The 17,890-nt window shown below is 41.5% G+C and carries 20 protein-coding genes and 2 tRNA genes; 12 read left to right on the forward strand and 10 right to left on the reverse strand.

Annotated features, from left to right (window positions below):
- Window positions 1-119 precede the first annotated feature (119 nt).
- Both FA047_RS03620 and FA047_RS03625 read left to right on the forward strand, forming a co-directional pair.
- Window positions 120-1,148 (forward strand): hypothetical protein, encoded by a 1,029-nt coding sequence (locus FA047_RS03620; RefSeq protein WP_225872621.1) that lies wholly within the window; start codon window positions 120-122, stop codon window positions 1,146-1,148.
- 211 nt (window positions 1,149-1,359) lie between these two features.
- Complete coding sequence (locus FA047_RS03625) at window positions 1,360-2,883, forward strand: PAS domain S-box protein (protein WP_136834606.1); 1,524 nt, start codon at window positions 1,360-1,362, stop codon at window positions 2,881-2,883.
- A 1-nt stretch (window position 2,884) separates the two neighbouring features.
- Here the strand turns inward: FA047_RS03625 and FA047_RS03630 are convergent, their stop codons facing one another.
- A complete protein-coding gene (locus FA047_RS03630; RefSeq protein WP_136834607.1) occupies window positions 2,885-4,387 on the reverse strand; it encodes a hypothetical protein in 1,503 nt (500 codons plus the stop codon).
- A 130-nt stretch (window positions 4,388-4,517) separates the two neighbouring features.
- Between FA047_RS03630 and yiaA the strand changes: the two genes are divergently transcribed.
- The gene (gene yiaA / locus FA047_RS03635; protein ID WP_136834608.1) at window positions 4,518-4,985 is read left to right on the forward strand and encodes an inner membrane protein YiaA; all 468 of its coding nucleotides are present in this window, start codon (window positions 4,518-4,520) and stop codon (window positions 4,983-4,985) included.
- Between the two features lie 252 nt (window positions 4,986-5,237).
- Here yiaA and FA047_RS03640 read toward each other — a convergent pair whose 3' ends face one another.
- The 7 genes from FA047_RS03640 to FA047_RS03670 form a co-directional block, all read right to left on the reverse strand.
- Window positions 5,238-6,446 carry an ATP-binding protein gene (locus FA047_RS03640; RefSeq protein WP_136834609.1) on the reverse strand — a complete coding sequence of 403 codons (1,209 nt, stop codon included), beginning with the start codon at window positions 6,444-6,446 and terminating at the stop codon, window positions 5,238-5,240.
- 329 nt (window positions 6,447-6,775) lie between these two features.
- Window positions 6,776-6,863 (reverse strand) — tRNA-Ser (locus FA047_RS03645).
- 77 nt (window positions 6,864-6,940) lie between these two features.
- On the reverse strand, window positions 6,941-7,537 hold the full coding sequence (locus FA047_RS03650) for a YdeI/OmpD-associated family protein (RefSeq protein ID WP_136834610.1): 597 nt from the start codon (window positions 7,535-7,537) through the stop codon (window positions 6,941-6,943).
- 20 nt (window positions 7,538-7,557) lie between these two features.
- Window positions 7,558-8,124: a DUF4256 domain-containing protein gene (locus FA047_RS03655; RefSeq protein WP_136834611.1), complete on the reverse strand. Its 567-nt coding sequence runs from the start codon at window positions 8,122-8,124 to the stop codon at window positions 7,558-7,560.
- A gap of 12 nt (window positions 8,125-8,136) precedes the next feature.
- Window positions 8,137-8,520, reverse strand: coding sequence for a DoxX family protein (locus FA047_RS03660; protein ID WP_136834612.1), 384 nt, complete (start codon window positions 8,518-8,520; stop codon window positions 8,137-8,139).
- Between the two features lie 6 nt (window positions 8,521-8,526).
- Window positions 8,527-8,991 carry an SRPBCC family protein gene (locus tag FA047_RS03665; protein WP_136834613.1) on the reverse strand — a complete coding sequence of 155 codons (465 nt, stop codon included), beginning with the start codon at window positions 8,989-8,991 and terminating at the stop codon, window positions 8,527-8,529.
- Window position 8,992: 1 nt separating this feature from the next.
- Window positions 8,993-9,316 carry an ArsR/SmtB family transcription factor gene (locus FA047_RS03670; protein WP_136834614.1) on the reverse strand — a complete coding sequence of 108 codons (324 nt, stop codon included), beginning with the start codon at window positions 9,314-9,316 and terminating at the stop codon, window positions 8,993-8,995.
- A gap of 334 nt (window positions 9,317-9,650) precedes the next feature.
- Here FA047_RS03670 and FA047_RS03675 point away from each other — a divergent pair, with 334 nt between their 5' ends.
- Window positions 9,651-9,938, forward strand: a complete 288-nt coding sequence (locus FA047_RS03675) for a hypothetical protein (protein ID WP_136834615.1) — start codon at window positions 9,651-9,653, stop codon at window positions 9,936-9,938.
- 161 nt (window positions 9,939-10,099) lie between these two features.
- Here the strand turns inward: FA047_RS03675 and FA047_RS03680 are convergent, their stop codons facing one another.
- The gene (locus tag FA047_RS03680; protein WP_136834616.1) at window positions 10,100-10,927 is read right to left on the reverse strand and encodes an XAC2610-related protein; all 828 of its coding nucleotides are present in this window, start codon (window positions 10,925-10,927) and stop codon (window positions 10,100-10,102) included.
- A gap of 331 nt (window positions 10,928-11,258) precedes the next feature.
- Here FA047_RS03680 and FA047_RS03685 point away from each other — a divergent pair, with 331 nt between their 5' ends.
- The 8 genes from FA047_RS03685 to FA047_RS20395 all read left to right on the forward strand — a co-directional run bounded on the left by FA047_RS03685 (window position 11,259) and on the right by FA047_RS20395 (window position 17,724).
- Window positions 11,259-13,406, forward strand: a complete 2,148-nt coding sequence (locus tag FA047_RS03685; RefSeq protein WP_136834617.1) for a PAS domain S-box protein — start codon at window positions 11,259-11,261, stop codon at window positions 13,404-13,406.
- Window positions 13,407-13,569: 163 nt separating this feature from the next.
- Window positions 13,570-14,364, forward strand: a complete 795-nt coding sequence (locus FA047_RS03690) for an alpha/beta fold hydrolase (RefSeq protein ID WP_136834618.1) — start codon at window positions 13,570-13,572, stop codon at window positions 14,362-14,364.
- Between the two features lie 9 nt (window positions 14,365-14,373).
- Entirely contained in the window at window positions 14,374-15,846 is a 1,473-nt protein-coding gene (locus tag FA047_RS03695; protein WP_136834619.1) for a sensor histidine kinase, read from the forward strand.
- Window positions 15,847-15,938: 92 nt separating this feature from the next.
- Window positions 15,939-16,109: a hypothetical protein gene (locus FA047_RS20615; RefSeq protein WP_205943230.1), complete on the forward strand. Its 171-nt coding sequence runs from the start codon at window positions 15,939-15,941 to the stop codon at window positions 16,107-16,109.
- Window positions 16,110-16,517 (forward strand): sulfite exporter TauE/SafE family protein, encoded by a 408-nt coding sequence (locus FA047_RS03700; RefSeq protein WP_205943231.1) that lies wholly within the window; start codon window positions 16,110-16,112, stop codon window positions 16,515-16,517. It begins immediately after the preceding gene.
- A 322-nt stretch (window positions 16,518-16,839) separates the two neighbouring features.
- Window positions 16,840-17,070, forward strand: a complete 231-nt coding sequence (locus tag FA047_RS03705; RefSeq protein ID WP_136834620.1) for a hypothetical protein — start codon at window positions 16,840-16,842, stop codon at window positions 17,068-17,070.
- A gap of 236 nt (window positions 17,071-17,306) precedes the next feature.
- Window positions 17,307-17,498, forward strand: coding sequence for a hypothetical protein (locus FA047_RS03710; protein ID WP_136834621.1), 192 nt, complete (start codon window positions 17,307-17,309; stop codon window positions 17,496-17,498).
- 64 nt (window positions 17,499-17,562) lie between these two features.
- Complete coding sequence (locus FA047_RS20395; RefSeq protein ID WP_169304309.1) at window positions 17,563-17,724, forward strand: hypothetical protein; 162 nt, start codon at window positions 17,563-17,565, stop codon at window positions 17,722-17,724.
- Between the two features lie 68 nt (window positions 17,725-17,792).
- Here FA047_RS20395 and FA047_RS03715 read toward each other — a convergent pair.
- Window positions 17,793-17,877 (reverse strand) — tRNA-Ser (locus tag FA047_RS03715).
- Window positions 17,878-17,890: the final 13 nt, after the last annotated feature.

Here is a 17,890-nt window from a genome sequence, read left to right on the forward strand (position 1 = left end):
TGTGTGAAGAATTAACATGATAGCAGATTTTGTTTTTAAATGACACTATTTTATTCAATATTTGCTGCAGAGAAGTATATGGAATGGCTTCAGTAAAATACCCCTTATAACGACATTAAATGACCATTAATAAAATCCCTGGACTTAAATTTTTATTCTTTCTAACTGTTTTTTCTTTCGCAGTGACTACTATTAATGCCCAGGAAGTAGAGGGTAATCTTAATATACATACATTTGCAGATAACAGGGAATATGCTAAATCGGAGCGTTTTTCTCAAACTATCTTTGGTATCAGGTTCTCTCCGGAAATAGGATTACTTCTCGATTCCACGCATAGAATAAGAGTAGGATTCAATGCATTACATGAATTCGGATCTCCAAAATTCACCAACAAAATTGATCCTGTTGTCTATTATGAATACCTTAAAAAGGATTGGAACTTCTACATGGGTGTTTTTCCAAGGCATAAGTTGCTTTCAGATTTTCCCAGGGCAGTGCTTACTGATACTTTCAATTACTACCGCCCAAATGTTGAAGGGATGTTGCTTAAATATGAAAATGCAAACTGGAGGCAATTATTGTTCATCGACTGGACTAGCAGACAAACGGCTACAGATAGAGAGAACTTTATTTTTGGTTTATCCGGAAGCTATAAGAAAGACGTTTTTTTTATCTCTCATTATGCGATGATGCTGCATAATGCAGGACCGGCAATTGACATTCCGGGGGATCACATTCAGGACAATGGAGCTGCCGCTGTAAAAGTAGGGGTAGATTTATCCGGTCGGACATTTTTAGACTCACTGACCATCAATACCGGAGGACTAATGTCGTTCGAAAGAGTGCGTAGCATAGGGGGATGGAGAACTCCAAAAGGCCTGTTGCTGGAAGTTCAGCTGGAGTACCGCAGGTTTGGCATTACTAATTCATTTTATACCGGAGAGGCGCACAACATTACTTATGGAGATCAGTTTTATACCGCCAAGACATACAACAGAACTGATCTTAGTTGGAGACCCAGAATATACAAGGGCATTGAAGGACAATTTACGCTATCTTTCCATTTTCTTGAAGGCGTGATTGATAGTCAGCAGGCGTTTGGTATCCGGTACAATATTACCGGCAGTAAGTCCCTTAAGGGGAAATAGGTGAAGCTTTGGAAAAAAAACTGGCTGAAGTAATCAAATAAATTTGGTGCTTTGGTGGCTAATTACATAACTTAGCCTTGAGAGCGTTAATTTAAAAGCGGGATGTTCGCCACAGGCGATGCCCGCTTTCTTTATTTCTAACCGTTGCCCTCCTATAATTTCACTTCACTATTATGTATATTGGCAAAATATTATTTGACAGGGGCCTGATATGAAGAATTTCAAAACGCTAAATGAGAAGATCAACAGCCATGTATTGAAGGAAGTTGAATTGAATGATGATATTCGCCAAAAAGAACTGCTTATTGCGGTTATGCAATTGGCCGAGGAACGAGCAGCAACCTTAACCGCAATTATCGAATCTTCTGAGGACGCAATCATCAGTAAAAACCTGGAAGGAATTGTGACCAGCTGGAATTCTTCGGCTGAGCGGATCTTTGGCTTCAGTTCAGAAGAAATGGTAGGTCAGTCTATCTTAAAATTAATTCCCCAGGACAGACTGGAAGAGGAGCCCCATATACTCGGCAGGTTGCGCGCCGGAGAACGTGTAGAACATTTTGAAACCAAACGCGTTACTAAATATGGTGAGCTTATAGATGTATCACTGACGATCTCGCCGGTTAAAAATCAGGCAGGCGAAATTATTGGTGTATCTAAAATTGCAAGAAACATCACTCCTTTAAAACGTGCAGAGGAGAAAAGTGCTATGCTTGCAGCCATCATTGAATCTACTGATGATGCGATCATCAGTAAGGATCTGAATAGTATAATTACCAGCTGGAATATCTCTGCCGAAAGGATTTTTGGATATACTGAGCAGGAAATGATCGGAGAGTCTATCTTAAAACTGATTCCGCCAGACCGTCTTCAGGAGGAACCTATGATCCTTGGCCAACTAAAAAGCGGGCAAAGGGTAGATCATTTCGAGACCCAGAGAATGACCAAACAAGGTAAACTGATCGACGTTTCCCTGACCATCTCTCCGGTGAAGGACAAAGCCGGAAACCTCATTGGCTTATCGAAAATAGCGAGGGACATTACCTATAAAAAACTAGAAGAACAAAGGAAGAATGACTTTATAGCCATTGTGAGCCACGAGCTCAAGACTCCGCTAACCTCCATGAGGTCATATATTCAACTGGCATTGGCCAAAGTGAGAGAGAAACAAGATTCCTTCTGTGAGAATGTATTGGCAAGGGCAGAGGTACAGACAAGGAAAATGTACCTGATGATCAACGATTTTCTGAACCTGTCCCGGCTGGAAGAAGGAAAAATGTCTTTAAACCTGTCCAGGTTCAATTTGACTGAACTGATAGATGAAATAGTGGGAGATGCCCGTATTTTGGCCCCTGCTCACGTTATAGCATACCAGAATTGTGATGAAGTGATGATTGATGCAGACAGGGAGAAGATCGGACAGGTTATAAACAACCTACTGAGTAATGCCGTAAAATACTCTTCCTCAGGTACCACAATTAATGTCGGTTGTGAAATCTCTGCAGAAAGAGTGCTGGTCAGTGTCGCAGATCAGGGGTTCGGTATTTCCAGTGAGGACCAGAAAAGACTTTTTAATCGCTTTTACAGAGTTTCAAACGATCAGATAAAGAACGTTTCGGGGTTTGGGATAGGATTATATCTGGTCTCAGAGATATTGAGACTGCACGGCGGTAAGGTTAAAGTGGAGAGCGAGCAGGGTAAAGGTTCTGTGTTTTCTTTTGCTTTAAAAACAGCATAAGCTATTCCTCATAGTTGTCATCCTGCATGAATGTTATAATGACCTTATAGGCTGTTTTTTTCTCCCAACGCGCTATCAACCAGGCGACAAAACTCAAAGTGAAGATATCTGTGTTTTCTGATTGATCCAGTAGGCTTAAAACCTCCTGTTTATATGCGTGATCAAAAACCACGTCGGGTTTTATCAGGTATTTTTCAACCAGCCTAAGATACAAGATAACGCGTTCCTCCGAAGTTTTCAACAGATACTTCTTATATCTCCGTCGGAAACTGTTGAGCCGGGACATGGCAAGCTCGATGTTAGAGAGCTGTGCGTGGACCAAAATTTCCATCAGATTCTTTCGAATGGTCCATAGCATGCCCATCTTTTTTTCATACCAGGCATCGGTGCGTGTCAACAAAGTCAATTGTTTCAAACTGCCCCGATCATCGCACAAGGCTAGAAACATGGTCAGACATATTCGTATATCCTCGATATCTTCCGGTTTAGATATATGCTTTGTATTGGAGAGCGATTCCTGCAATATCGTAATTGCATCCTCAGCAAAGCCTGTAAAGAACAATTTGAGGCCAGAGAGTAACTGATGACGTAAATAAAACAGCGTATAATAAGAACTATCCGTCCTCATTAAATCTATCATTTCCTTAAGGTAAGATTCGCTCTTTATGAAATCCTTTCGCCGCAGATGAAAGTTTGCTAAAAAATATAAGATGGATATGTGGTAAAAAAGATAAGACTGTTTTTTATCCGTTTGATCTTGCATAAATTGATTTGTCCGGTTAATGTAACGTGCTATCAATCCGTAATTCTGCTGTATTGCCGCGTATTCATTCGCGATGAAAAGAATTTGATAAATGGACTTGTAGGTCATTAGGTCGTTTATAGAAATTTTGTACTTCCGGATGGTCATCAGCATCAAGCGCGTCAGATTAACGATCTTCCCTTTCAGATGTATTTGCTGCAGTTCCTGCCTCAAAAAGGCATAGGCCATATTGAGCTTTGCCTCACGTTGCATATCCGACTGGTTCCGTGTGAAGCGGGCGGTCAAAGCTTCGAGGTCTTCGACTCCCGGCAGATGGGCATATTGCAGCTTCAACAGCAAGAGCTCATTTAGCAAATTAAACTGCTCCAGATGTGCAGCCAGGCGTTCGGCCTTATCCAGGCATTTGAATGCTGTCTTGATTACATCATTTTCTAACAGAAAACGGCCCACCACTACCAGGCGCAACGCATCATAGGTGTCAGAATGATTGCTCTCAAAGGTTTTCTGCGACAGGAATAACAACAAATTATCCTGTAGCCTTTTACGTAAAGCATGATATGCATCATTATTTTTCTCTGAATTGTAGAGCTTGTTTATGCCATTTATATCGTTAGTTTCTATCAAATCAAGCAAATGCAGATTTTTCACATCTGCTCTTTTGTTTTTTCGCTGCAAAAACTGCCTGAAAAGCTTTTTGTCCGTAGTGTTGAGTAGGTTGACCAACTCCGAAAGCGCATCCATATTTTGTAATATTGTATATAAAAGTACAATAATTATAAAATTATATCGTCAGTAATTTTTACATTCTGCTTTTTACAGATCTGTTTTATAGCTGACATTTGCTTTCATATTAATCAAAAAACAAAATAATATGGAATCGCTACAACACAAAACAGAAGAAAACTCAGCTATCGTAAAACATGGTGAGAAAGTTAGAAACCCATTTAAGCCAACTGCCGCATTTATCGGCGCCTCTTGGTTTGCCTTGTTAACGGGAACAGTAGGATATTGCATTGGCTTATGGAATGCAGGTATGGAGTTGAACGAAAAAGGCTATTATTTCACCATTTTATTATTCGGTTTATTCGCTGTGATCTCTGTGCAAAAAAGTGTCAGAGATAGGGCAGAGGGACACGCCGTTACAGATCTTTATTACGGCCTCAGCTGGTTTGCTACCATCGCCGCAATGATCCTATTGACTATTGGCCTTTGGAATGCAGATTTGACTTTAAGTGAAAAAGGATTTTATGCTATGTCATTCTGCCTAAGCATGTTTTCGGCCATTGCCGTACAAAAGAATACCCGCGACGCAAAAATGTTTGAGGAAAAAGAACTGTAACGTAGCGGTTGCCACCCCGCAGCGTATTGCCTGGCAAGCCTGCGGGGTTTATTTAGGAGTGTCGCCATTTCGGTAAATTCATTCGTCAGAATTGACGGCTCTTTAAAATGCGAAAAGCCTGCTATCGTTACGATTTGCAGGCTTTAGCTTTTTCTGGCGGGGAAGGAGGGAGTCCATTAGAACACCTTAGTGGTATTTCCTTGATTTTGAAGCGTATTTACCGAAAATAATAATATTCTAAGTCTTGTCGTGCTAATTCAATAAGTATTCATAGGCGGGAATTACATGAATGATCTTTCCATTCTTTTGGAATTGATCTTTTTGTGAAGTAGTGACTAAAGTCCCTTCCTTAATATTAAATAATTCCAGGGCTTCAATCATACCATTGATTTCTCTATCCAAATTATCTGGGTTTAATTCATAACATACTTGAATGGCTTGATGAAAAGCCCCATTTTTAAATGTAATAAAATCACATTCTCCTTTTTCCGAAAAATAATAGATTTCTTTATAAGTCCGGCGAAGATGTAAAAAGATGAGATTCTCGAATTTGCGCCCACTATCTTCGGTAAAAGATCCTGAATTGACATTGATAAGACCTGTATCAATTGCATATACCTTTCTTGGGTTTGCAATTTGTTTTTTTAGAGAATAGCTAAACTTAGGGACAAAATGCAATAAATAGGAATATTCCATATGCGATAAATATTCCAATACAGTACTAGTAGCCCCCACTTCAAAAATATTTTTAAGCTTATTGCCTGATACTGGCTTTCCAACGTTTGAAATTAAATACTGAGCTAAACGCTGTAATGTTCTTACATCTTTGATGTTGTATCGAACTGCAATGTCACGAATCAATATATCTTCGAAAAGATGGTTTAGAATATCGTCAGTTCTTGCTTTTATGTACTCCGGAAAGCCACCAATTTCCAGATAGCTAATTAATGATTCGGATGAAGGTTTTAATTTCTGGTAAGAAATGAACTCATGATAAGAAAATGGAAATAACTCTTTAGTAATGTGTCGCCCTGTAAGTTTTGTTCCTAATTCCCTGCTTAGTAGGGAAGCGTTTGAGCCAGTAACTACGATCTTATAGCCTTCATCTAATTTTTGTCGTACATATCTTTCCCATTCTGGTATAATTTGGATTTCATCAAACATTAGCACTGAAAGGTTCTGTTCTCGAATCAAATTATCTAACCTTAAAAAATCGTTGTTTTCAAATTCATATAATCTGGGATCTTCAAAATTGAGGTATAGTGCACCAGGGTATTTACTGTTTAATAATTGAAATAGCAAAGTACTTTTTCCACATCTCCTTATGCCTGATACAATTAGGGCATGTGCTGCTAAATTTGGCAACAATGGAAGTGTGTCTCGTTTTAGTCCTATGTCCTTGTTAGCTATGTTCAGGCTTTGCGCCTGGATGATCTGGCTGAGGATGTTTTGAAGTATCATAAAAAAAGTGTTTGACATAAAAATACAATAGTTTTGTTTAGTAGACAACACTATTGTGTTTTTATGTCAAAATATATCTTTGATGTCATCGGTTTCAAATCAAATTCGAAATAAGCTGAGCCCTCCTTTCAATGCACATTTTCTTAAATATATAAGTGTAAGTGATTCTTATTATGGCTTGGAGTAATATCTAATAAAATTAAAGTAGAACTTGTGAGAAGTCAATCAGCATAGTTGGAAGCATGGGAGGAGAGAGTTAGAACACCGAAAAGTGCACGCAAAAGTATTATAAACAGTAAAGCCCAACAATGTTGGGCTTTAAATTACTATGGCGGAGAGCGAGGGATTCGAACCCCCGGACCTATGACAGTCAACAGTTTTCAAGACTGCCGCATTCGACCACTCTGCCAGCTCTCCGCCGCGAAAGTACGAATCTTAACTGATTCTACAAACTTAGATTTGCTTATTATTGCTTATGGTTGAAAAACTGGTCATTAAACATCGTTAAGCCCTTTTCCGTTCAGGATCTGGGGCATACATTTTTCAACTCTGGATTCCCTCGTTTTTGATTGTTTGGGCGCAGAAAAATGTAACAGATAGCCTCTTTGTCTGCCTGGGGTCAATGCATCAAAAGCGGTTTTTAATGCGGAAATCTGATCCAGCTTATTTTGAAATTCTGTAGACATTGCAAATTCTTCAGGCTTCTTAAACGCTACTTTCAAGCCAGCCTTTTCAACTTCAATGGCCTGAAGAATATATGCCTTTAGGGTAGGGGCCTTGTCAAATATTTCCCTGACGTTGGTAAAGCGGATCTGGCGGGCCGACTGCACATTCTTTGATTGCTGGATCAGAATGCCATTGTGGTCATCTAATAAGGCACCTTTGAAAAACAAAAAAGCACAGTATTCCTTGAAGTCGTGAATCAATACAATGTTGCTGTTTTGATAGGTGTAACATGGAACACCCCATTTTAGTTCTTCGGTAAATCCACAGCCGAGTGCAATAGTTCTCAATTGCTCCAGTTCCTGCTGCCATTTCCTGATTTCATTAAAATAAAAATCAACTTTGGGATTCGTGCTGTTCATTGTCATGGTCTCTTGTTTTACAAAACTTAAACCCTTAGTGAGCCACGGAATGCCCTGGCTGCATAGTAAGATTCTGCACCATTGTGATAGGTAAATATAGTCCCGTAGCGAAAATCGCAAAAGAGGGCTCCGCCGAGCTTTCTGATATCAGTAGGTGTTTTTATCCAGCTAGAGGTTTTCGTGTCAAACTTTCCAAACTGCTGAAGTTCCCTGTACTGTTCTTCCGTTAAAATTTCAATACCCATATCAGCGGCTACCTCCATAGCACTATTTGCCGGCTTATGTTCTTTTCTTGATTCCAGTGCAGCGCCATCGTAGCAAAGGCTTCTACGGCCTTTAGGACTTTCTGGCGAACAATCATAAAAAATATACTCATCCGTCTTTTTATCATAACCTACCACATCAGGTTCACCTCCGCTGATTTCCATGTCATCAAGCGACCAGAGCTTTTCTTCGTTAACTTCCAGTTTTTCTTGCACTTTAGCCCATTCAAGGTCTTTATGCCGGTTCATGTTTTTTTCAAAACGGGCCTTCAGAATACCGAGTAATTCTTCACGTTGTTCCGAAGACAATATCTTTTTATTGGTTTTCATAAGTTCATTGTTTTATAAACCTGTAGAGTTGATTTTTCTCTCTGCAGGTCTGAAATACCAAGATACAAAAGTCAGGACAAGCAATAAAGCTGGCCCAAAAAATTCTTTGACACCATCTCCGACAGCCAGGTGCGAAAATATTGCTCCTGACATGGTAAAGAAAAAGCCGGCATATGTCCATTCCTTTAGTAAAGGGAATTTAGGAACAAGTATCGCTACAACTCCCAAGATCTTCCATACACCCAGTATGGTCAGGAAATAAAGGGGATAGCCTAGTTTTGTGATCATATCTGCTTCTTCCTTCATTTTGATTAACTGCACTATGCCGGTCGACAGCATTCCTAATGCCAGCCACACCGTAGCAACCCAATATATGATTTTTTGTGTCTTTGTCATGGTCTGTTATTTTAATTTACTTACAATTTCTTCCAGTCTTTGATGCGCCATATTGATGCCCTGTGCAAAAGGCAGCTGCAGCATCTGATCTCTGAGTTCTACCGATTTATATACTATATGCATGCGGAGCTTGCTGGTGTTCTCGGTTATTTTTTCAAACTCCAGATATTCCAGCCAGACAGCAAATGGAGTATTCTCCATTTCAAAAGTCCTTGTGATTTTCTGATTGGCAACAAACTCATGGATTACCCCATTGAATCCGTGTTTATTTCCTTTTGGATCAGTTGTTTCAAATTGGTAACTGCCATGTCTTTTATTTTCAAGCTTCAGCACTTTTGTTCCCATCCATTGCTCAACAATTTCAGGTGTTACATAGGCTTTAAAAAGTAATTCCAGTGGCAAATCAAATTGCCTGGTTATCACCAGTTCCTGTTTGCCTTCTTCAGCATTGATCTTAGTTTTCTGTTCCATGTTATTTATTTGGCAGGTAGTCTTTCATGATGTCCTCCAGTTTATTAAATCTGTCATCCCACATTTGGCGGAATGGTTCAATAAAGTCGGCCACTTCTTTCATTTTTTTTGCATTAATGTGATAGTAAATTTCCCTTCCGTTTTGCTCTTGTTTAAGCAATTCACACTCCGTTAGGATCTGCAGATGTTTGGAAACTGTCGGCCTTGCTGTATCAAAGTTTGATGCAATCAACCCTGCAGTCATGGACTGAGCAGCCACCAGCATGAGTATAGCCCTTCTTGTTGGGTCTGCTATGGCCTGGAATACGTCTCGTCTTAAATTCATTATGTAGCTATTTGACTACAAATATAAATGTAGTTATTTAGCTACGCAAATTATTCTGAAATTAATTTCCAATATGCTTAAACTTAGTACAGGATTGATAGCACACTGATGGCACACTGGTGGCAGGTTTCTTCACAAAATGGGTACCCTTTTGTGAAGGAAACCCGAAGCATCCTGCCAGCAGTGTGGAGGGAGGTGTTTTGTTGTCTAGTACTGAAATAGCTTTAAGTGACATTACTAAAAGCCAATGATGGGCAGGTATTTGATGCGTGCGTTTTTGTTGCTGATTTGATTAGAGGGGCTGGAAGTTCGATAGTGTTGATTGATAAATTACGTGGATGATACGGTTTTGAATTTGTTTACTAAACGGGCTAAGGGTGTTCCCTTAACTATTTATACGAAAGACATTAGTAAGCAACTATTGCTGGACAAAAAGAAGCATGATCAGCAGTATGATCCAGTAACCATTAAGCAGTTTAAAAATGCGCATGATAGGTTTCTGATCATTGACGGTACTGAGGTTTATCATATTGGTGCATCGTTGAAAGACTTGGGTAATAAGTGGTTCGCTTTTTCAAAAATGGAGATGAGTGCATCTGAGATATTAAAGAGGCTGGTGTAGCTTTTAAGTGATAACTGGGAAATCGCGATTCCAATAGCATTAGGTATTGACAAGACAAGGGTTCGAACTCCTTCGGCTCCACTTAAGAAGACGCTCATATATATGCGACCTTAAGATATTTCCTATATTCGATTAACAAAATTAAAGAACTTTAAAGGAATCTACTGCTGTTTCCCTGAGCTTACCCATACCAGTTTGTTTGTATTGGAGAACCGGTAAACATCTTTCCACCAGGTTGCCCCGCCCCGGCAGGAGGTCATCAACAGCTTATTTTTCTGATCCAGTGTGACGTCACAAAGTCCGGAACAGTTGGCCTTTGAATCATTTGGTTCTGCCAGTATCTGAAAACGCTTCGATTTAGGACTGTAAAGGAAAATGTCGAAAGTTCGGTAGACGCCCATCCCGGCATCGGGGATAGAAAATGCTACATCATCATAACCATCGAAATTGTAGTCGGCTATGCTGCCCTGACGTCGAGGGCCTGGCTGATCAAATCCTGGAAGCTGGCTGGTTTTTGTGCTGCCATCAGGATAACTGAATAGGAGCAATTCGTCAGTGGTATGGTAAAAGGAGATCAGCACACCATGTAGCAAATATTTATCAATTCCGGTATGTGCATCCTGATCCGCGACATGTTCAAGCTGAAATTGCCTGCCATCTTTGTTTCTTTTGTACCACGCTCCTGATAATTTATCCGCTTCCTGGGTGAGTCCGTAACTGCCGGTCAGCTTTCCGTCATAGACTTCGTCCCAAACATAGGTGGTTTTTGAATATCCGGTTTTTCCTTGCTGTCTGTGGCTTTTGACTTTTAAGGGGATGATGCCTTGCTGGCCGCGGTATTGCACAAATCCGCCCTTGCCTTCGGTACCATAGTAAATATTTAGCCGGAAAGCTTTGGCCCCGCCGGTCGATTTAAGTGAATAAGGCTGGGCAATCACCTCTGAAAACATCATTACCAACACTATTATGGGCAGGATCTTCTTTATCATTAATTTTCAGGTTTAGGTCAGTTATTGCATTTAATGTGCCGTTAAATATCGTAAACATTATCTTCATGACTGCTTCGTTTAAAATTAAGATAAATTTTTACTGGTTGGGTTCTGTATTCCTTATTTATTGTTTTATCTGTACTTTTTGTGCGTTTTCCATAAAATACGCCAACAGATTGTCCAGTGGTCGGATATTGGGTTCGATTTCACAATAAGGCTTAATCCCCATGAACCCGTCGGTAGATTAGGGCAGATCGGATAAAAGTCATAAAATTGCAGTAAATTCGTCATAAGAATCGATTTTAAAACGGAAATAAAAATATGGCAACATATGGCTGAAATCAACAGACCCTCCAGGGATACGCTTTCGGCGCTTGAAACGGCGCCTAATATGTATTTAATTCTCTCTCCTGATCTATATATCCTGACAGCAAGCGATTTATATCTGCAGGCCACAAAAACGACCCGTGATGAGGTTAAAGGCAAACATATTTTTGAGGCTTTTCCGGATAACCCGGATCTGCCGGATGCGGATGGTGTTCAGAACATTAACGCATCACTTCAGGTGGTATTGCGCACCAAAAAGGCAGATCAAATGCCAATACAGCGTTATGATATCCCCGACACCGAAAACCCGGGTAAATTTATCCGGCGGTACTGGGACCCCTGCCATTCGCCTGTGCTCGATAGTGAGGGTAATATTTCTTATATCATTCAGTTGGCTACCAATGTGACAGATAAAATACTGGCAGAACGCGCCCTCCATCAAAGTCACCTGGAAAATCTAGAAACGACCGAACAGGTAAGAGCGCTCAATGCTGAACTTCTTGCCACCAATGTCGAGCTGCGGGAGACCCAGCATCAGCTAAACCTGTTGAACGGGCAGCTGGAGGGTCGTGTAGCCAAACGCACGGATGAACTTCGCCAGGCCTTAGAGGAGCAGGCGGCTGTTAATGAAGAGATGGAGGCTACAAACGAGGAGCTAATCGAAATCCAGCAGCATCTGGAGCACATTAACAGGGAGCTGACAGCCGGAGAATCACGCTTCCGTATGGCAGTTGAGTCAACAGGTCTGGGTACCTGGGATTATATTCCAGCCACGGGGGGACTTCAATGGTCCAAAGAGTGCCGGATGATATTCGGCCTTGATAACGATCAGCCTGTGGATTTTGAAACCTATACGCGACACATATTTCCGGAGGACCGTGAATTTGTAGCTTCCAGGATAAATTCCAGCCTGCAGTCTGAGTCTTCGGGCCGATATGAAATCACGCACCGGATCATTCGTTTTGACAATAAGGAGGTTCGTTGGGTAAAAGCGCAGGGCACAGTTGAGTTTCAGGCTGGAAAAGCTTCCCGTTTTTTAGGTACTGTACTGGATATCACTGAGCTCAAGCAGGTAGAGGAAAAAAGTGCCAGGCTAGCTGCGATTTTCGCCACATCAAATGATGCTATCATCAGTAAAACACTGGAAAGCGTAATCACCAGCTGGAATGATTCTGCGGAACGGATGTTTGGTTATACTTCGGCTGAGATGATAGGGGAAAGCATCTATAAGCTTATACCAGCTGACCGCCAGGATGAAGAGCCAATGATCCTCGCGCGCTTAAAAGCAGGAGACCGCGTAGAGCACTTTGAGACGAAAAGGCAAACCAAAGATGGCCGGCTGATTGATGTTTCTCTTACGATATCGCCTATTAAGGACAGCCGCGGGAATATTACTGGCTTCTCCAAGATAGCCCGGGATATCTCAGAACGCAAACAGAATGACATCCGCAAGAATGACTTTATCGCTATGGTCAGTCACGAGATAAAGACACCGCTTACTTCTATGAGTGCAATCTTACAGATGCTGCAGCGGAAGTTTGCTGAAAGTGAAGATGTCCTGGTACCCCAATTACTGGACCGCGCGAATCTGCAGGTAAAAAAAATGAGTACAATGATCAGCGGCTTTCTGAATATTTCCAGGTTGGAGTCCGGTAAGATTCAGATCAACAGACAAGCCTTTAACATCTGCGAGCTGATCAAAGAAGTAGTTGCTGAAATCAATCTTACCGGGATTAATCACATCATCAACATCCGGGAATGCGAGGAAGCTGTAGTCATAGCGGACCGGGAAAAAATAGATTCTGTACTCAGTAACCTTTTGGGTAATGCGATCAAATATTCTCTCAAAGGCTCTGAGGTCGCTATAGATTGCTATAAACAGGATTCGAATATATGTATTCGAGTTAGCGACCAGGGATTGGGGATTAGTGAAGCAGATTGCAGGCATGTGTTCGACCGCTACTATCGGGTTGAAAGTGATCCCATCAGCCAGGCCTCCGGTTTCGGAATTGGACTTTATTTAAGCGCCGAGATTGTTCATCACCACAACGGCAAAATTTGGGTAGAGAGTAAAATTGGGGAGGGTTCGAAGTTTTATTTTAGTCTGCCGCTTGAAGGAATCAGGAAGCCAGTGGCTGTTGATATCCACTAGTATTTAATTTACGCACGGTCCGCTCATGCTCGAGTGCGCTGAATAAGAGACAAGTCAGCACTAATTCATATTGAATAAAACAATTATAGCCTGGCTGGTGTTTATAAAGATTAGGCCTTGGCAATAGCTGCTGCCTTCCAGCCTTAATCATGATAATTTAATAATGACGAACTTCCTTAAAAGAAACAATGTAAAAGTCTACGGGCAAGGGGACAAAGTAATGGTATTTGCACATGGCTACGGTTGTGACCAGCACGTTTGGACAGACATCGCAACTTCCTTTGAAAATGATTATAAGCTGGTAGTGTTCGATTATGTGGGTGCAGGGCAATCAGATCTTAGCGCTTATAGTAAAGAACGCTACAATTCCCTCGAGGGCTATGCTCAGGATATCCTGGAAATATATGAAGTGCTTGAGTTAAAAGATACCATACTTGTGGGACATTCCGTGAGTAGCATGATTGGATTGCTGGCTGGAGTGCAACGTCCTGAATTATTCAGCAAGCTGATCTTTTTGGGTCCCTCTCCCCGTTACCTTAATGATGGAGATTATTTTGGGGGATTCGAACGCAACGACCTGGAAGACCTGTTTAATATGATGGACAACAATTACCTTGGCTGGTCCAGGGCGCTTGCACCTTCAATCATTGGTAACCAGGAGCGGCCTGAACTCGGAGAACGGCTGACCAATAGTTTTTGTGCGACTGATCCAGAGATTGCTAAACAGTTTGCAAGGGTTACTTTCCTTTCCGACAACAGGAAAGACCTCGCCAGGCTTACTGTGCCCAGCTTAACGCTGCAATGTACCAATGACATTATTGCCCCGGTTCAGGTTGGTCAGTACATGCATGAAAATATGCAGAACAATACCCTGGTGATCATGGATGCAACTGGACATTGTCCGCACATGAGTGCACCGGAGGAAACAATCAAGGCAATGAAAGCTTACCTCGCCTGATAATATATTTTGGACCAACCTATAGATAAAGCCTTTTTGGATTCGCTGGTTGATGCGGAAATGTTGTATGACCATGCACCATGCGGATATTTCTCCTTCACGCCCAATGGCCTTGTCATTAAAGTGAATCAGACGTTGCTGGACTGGCTTGGCTACAGCAGAGCGGAAGTTGTTTACAACATTACTTTCACCGACTTGATCTCCAGGGGCGGCAGGATCTATTACGAAATGTTTTATTTCCCTTTATTGCAACTTCAAAGTGCCGTTAATGAGATCAATTTCGATTTCATACGCAAGGATGACTCCCGGTTTCCTGCACTGATCAATTCCAATGTGATCCGTTCTGAAAGCGGTGAGTTGCTGGCGGTAAATGCGACAGTTTACAACATTACTGACCGTAAGAAGTATGAGCAAGAGCTGCTTGATGCAAAGAAAATGGCAGATGCCGAGCGCAATCGTTTCGAGTCTCTTTCAGATTTCATTCCGGAAATGGTATGGACGGCCAGTGCTGATGGAACGCTGAATTACGTTAATAAAAGATTTATCAATTTTTTTAACCTTGGTGTCGGTCAAATCGATCTCCTTGCGGTTATCAAACGGATTCACCATAAGGATCGGCTCGGTTTGATGAAGAACTGGCTTAAAACCATCAGAACTGAACATGAGTTTAAATCTCAGATTCGTTTCCAGGATGCGGTAGGTACTTTTCAATGGTACATGGTTCGTGCGGTTGCGCTGCTGGACGAGGATGGAAGCGTCAGCAAATGGATGGGTTCCTGTACCGACATCAACGAGCATGTAACCGCTATAGAGAAGCTTGATGAGTTTATTTCTGTGGCGAGTCATGAACTGAAGACCCCCATAACTTCTTTAAAAGGGGCCCTTCAGCTGATGAATAAATTTAAGGACTCTGGAAACGGGCTTCAGCTCATGCCCAAACTCATCGAACAGTCTAACCGCAGTGCTGAAAAAATCAGTAATCTGGTGGCTGACCTGCTCAATACCGGGAATATAAAAGAAGGGCAGATGTCGTTGCAAAAGACCAGGTTTAATGTGCTGCATGCATTGCAAAACACCTGTCCGCATGTGTCCGACGGGGGAGCTTACGAGCTGGTTATCGATGCAGATCCTGACCTGGAAGTGAGCGCGGATGAAAATCGAATTGACCAGATCCTGGTTAATTTTGTGAACAACGCGATTAAGTATGCACCGAATTCAAAAAGGATTTACCTGAGGGCGGAACGGATTGCAGAAATGGAAGTGAAGATTTCAGTAGCCGATTTAGGGCCAGGGATAGCAGCGGAAAAACTACCCTATGTTTTTGAACGTTACTACCGTATCGACAGTTCCGGACATAATTATTCAGGCTTAGGCCTGGGATTGTACATCTGTGCTGAGATCGTACGAAAACATGGCGGAAAGATAGGTGTGGAAAGTGAGCCAGGCTCGGGGACAACATTTTGGTTTACGCTGCCTGGTTAGTTTCATGAACCCTGTTCATTGGTAGCAATCCTGAATCGTTATATTAAAGACTTATGGAGCTTATTTATATTTATGTCTTTATAGTGAGTTTTATGGCTACGCTCTTACGTTCAACGTTTGGTTTTGGTGAATCTTTGGTTGCTGTTCCCTTGTTTATTCCGCTGAATATCGCTGTCCCGCTTTCAGTTTTGATTTCAATTTTGGTTGCGCTGGTTGTGGTTGTCCAGGATCATCGCCAGATACATTTCAATAGTGCCAAATGATTGATCTTTTTTGCTGTTCTGGGCATACCAATTGGTTTAGCCATTTTGATCTATTGCAATGAGTTCTGGGTTAAGATCGCTTTAGGACTGCTGATCATTTGCTATGCTCTTTATTCCATTTTAAAAAAAAGTACATTGCATTTAAAGACAGACAGCAAACTATGGCTTTTCATTTGCGGTTTTCTATCAGGTGTATTCGGAGGGGCTTACGGCGTAAACGGACCTCCACTGGTGGTTTACGGTAACATGAGGAACTGGAGTGCTAAGCATTTCAGGGCAACTCTTCAAGCTTATTTCCTGCCAGCAAGTTTTATAGGCGCTTTAGGATATTTTGCAAATGGATTGATTACAATTCAAGTGCTCAAGTATTTTGTGATCTCTCTGCCTGCTGTCATTCCAGCAATATGATCAGTATGGTTTTTGGCCGTTCAGGTAAAATGCTTTATAAACAGGAAGTAGGTTTAATCCTTGATGGCTTTTAGACTATTTTCGCAGCGGCTAGAACGGCCTGGTCGTCTGTAACTGGTTTACAAAGTTCCATCACACACTGTGGGTGTACCATGTAGCGCTCAGGTGTATATTTAATAACATTTCCTTTTAATCTTTTGTTCTTTATAGACAACATCTATATACAAGTCATGTAACTTACGCTCTCATTTCACCAAGCTGAATGGGTTTTCGTTAAAACCATTTGGCTTGTTTTTACGTTAGTACCAGCATAATAGGGATTATGGAAACAAAGGGAAATAGTGTTAGCGCAGACCTGCAGCAGTTCATCGCTAAATTTGAGCCGAATAAATTTAAAGTGATTGCTAACGGAATTGAGGTCAGGGGAATTAACAACATGCACCGTAACCTTGAACACGCAAAAGAACTGATTCAAAGGCTGAAACTCAAGTTAATTGTTAGCCACAATGCCGAGATGTTGAGTTATGGTGCCTTTGAGGTTAATAACATCTAAATGGGTTTACTTATATAAAGAGGCAACAAATAAATTCCCATTAAAGCAGGTCATATGACCTGCTATTGTTGTTTTGGCACGGCTTACTTTTGTAGTGTATCAAATTATACTTATGAAGAACAGTTTACTTTTACAAATGCACTTATTGCCAGATAACCATGGCACATTGGTTATGAAAAATAATGGTAAAGCGATCTGGCTGAAAATTATCTAATGCGCTGGGTTTTGTTGGGAATATGAAGCAGCTGGAGCAGGCAATTTGTAGTGGCGCCGGACAGGACTGCCGGTACGAACTTCGAAATGATTCGGGACTAGAATGGATACTGGCCTGCAGGTTTGGGAAAGGTCTGGTTGCTTTGGAGCTATGGTTTCAGAAGTTTGGATTTAATGAGCCACTGGAAGCATCGTTTGACTGGCAGGGGATGTAGCAGAGTTTTTAAAACCCGGGGACGAGGCAACTTTTATTGTATACAAACGAATAAGGAACAGTTTGTGACTTTCAAAGATGTGACTGTCCGTGAGGCTCAGGAGGTAAACCCTAAGTTGCCAAAGAAGCATATAGGGGATGATGTTCACATCTGGACGCAGTATGTAAATGCTGCGGGAGATGGGGTAAGTACAAGTGTTTATGTGGGTGAGGTAATTGTAGTGTAGCGTTGGTCGTGTAGAGAGGGTAACAAAAAAGCCTGAAATCTTAAATTTCAGGCTTTAGTTTCTTCGAGCGGAGAGCGAGGGATTCGAACCCCCGGACCTATGACAGTCAACAGTTTTCAAGACTGCCGCATTCGACCACTCTGCCAGCTCTCCGCGACAAAAGTAC

The organism is Pedobacter frigoris (assembly GCF_005116445.1).
Classification (GTDB): Bacteria; Bacteroidota; Bacteroidia; order Sphingobacteriales; family Sphingobacteriaceae; genus Pedobacter; species Pedobacter frigoris.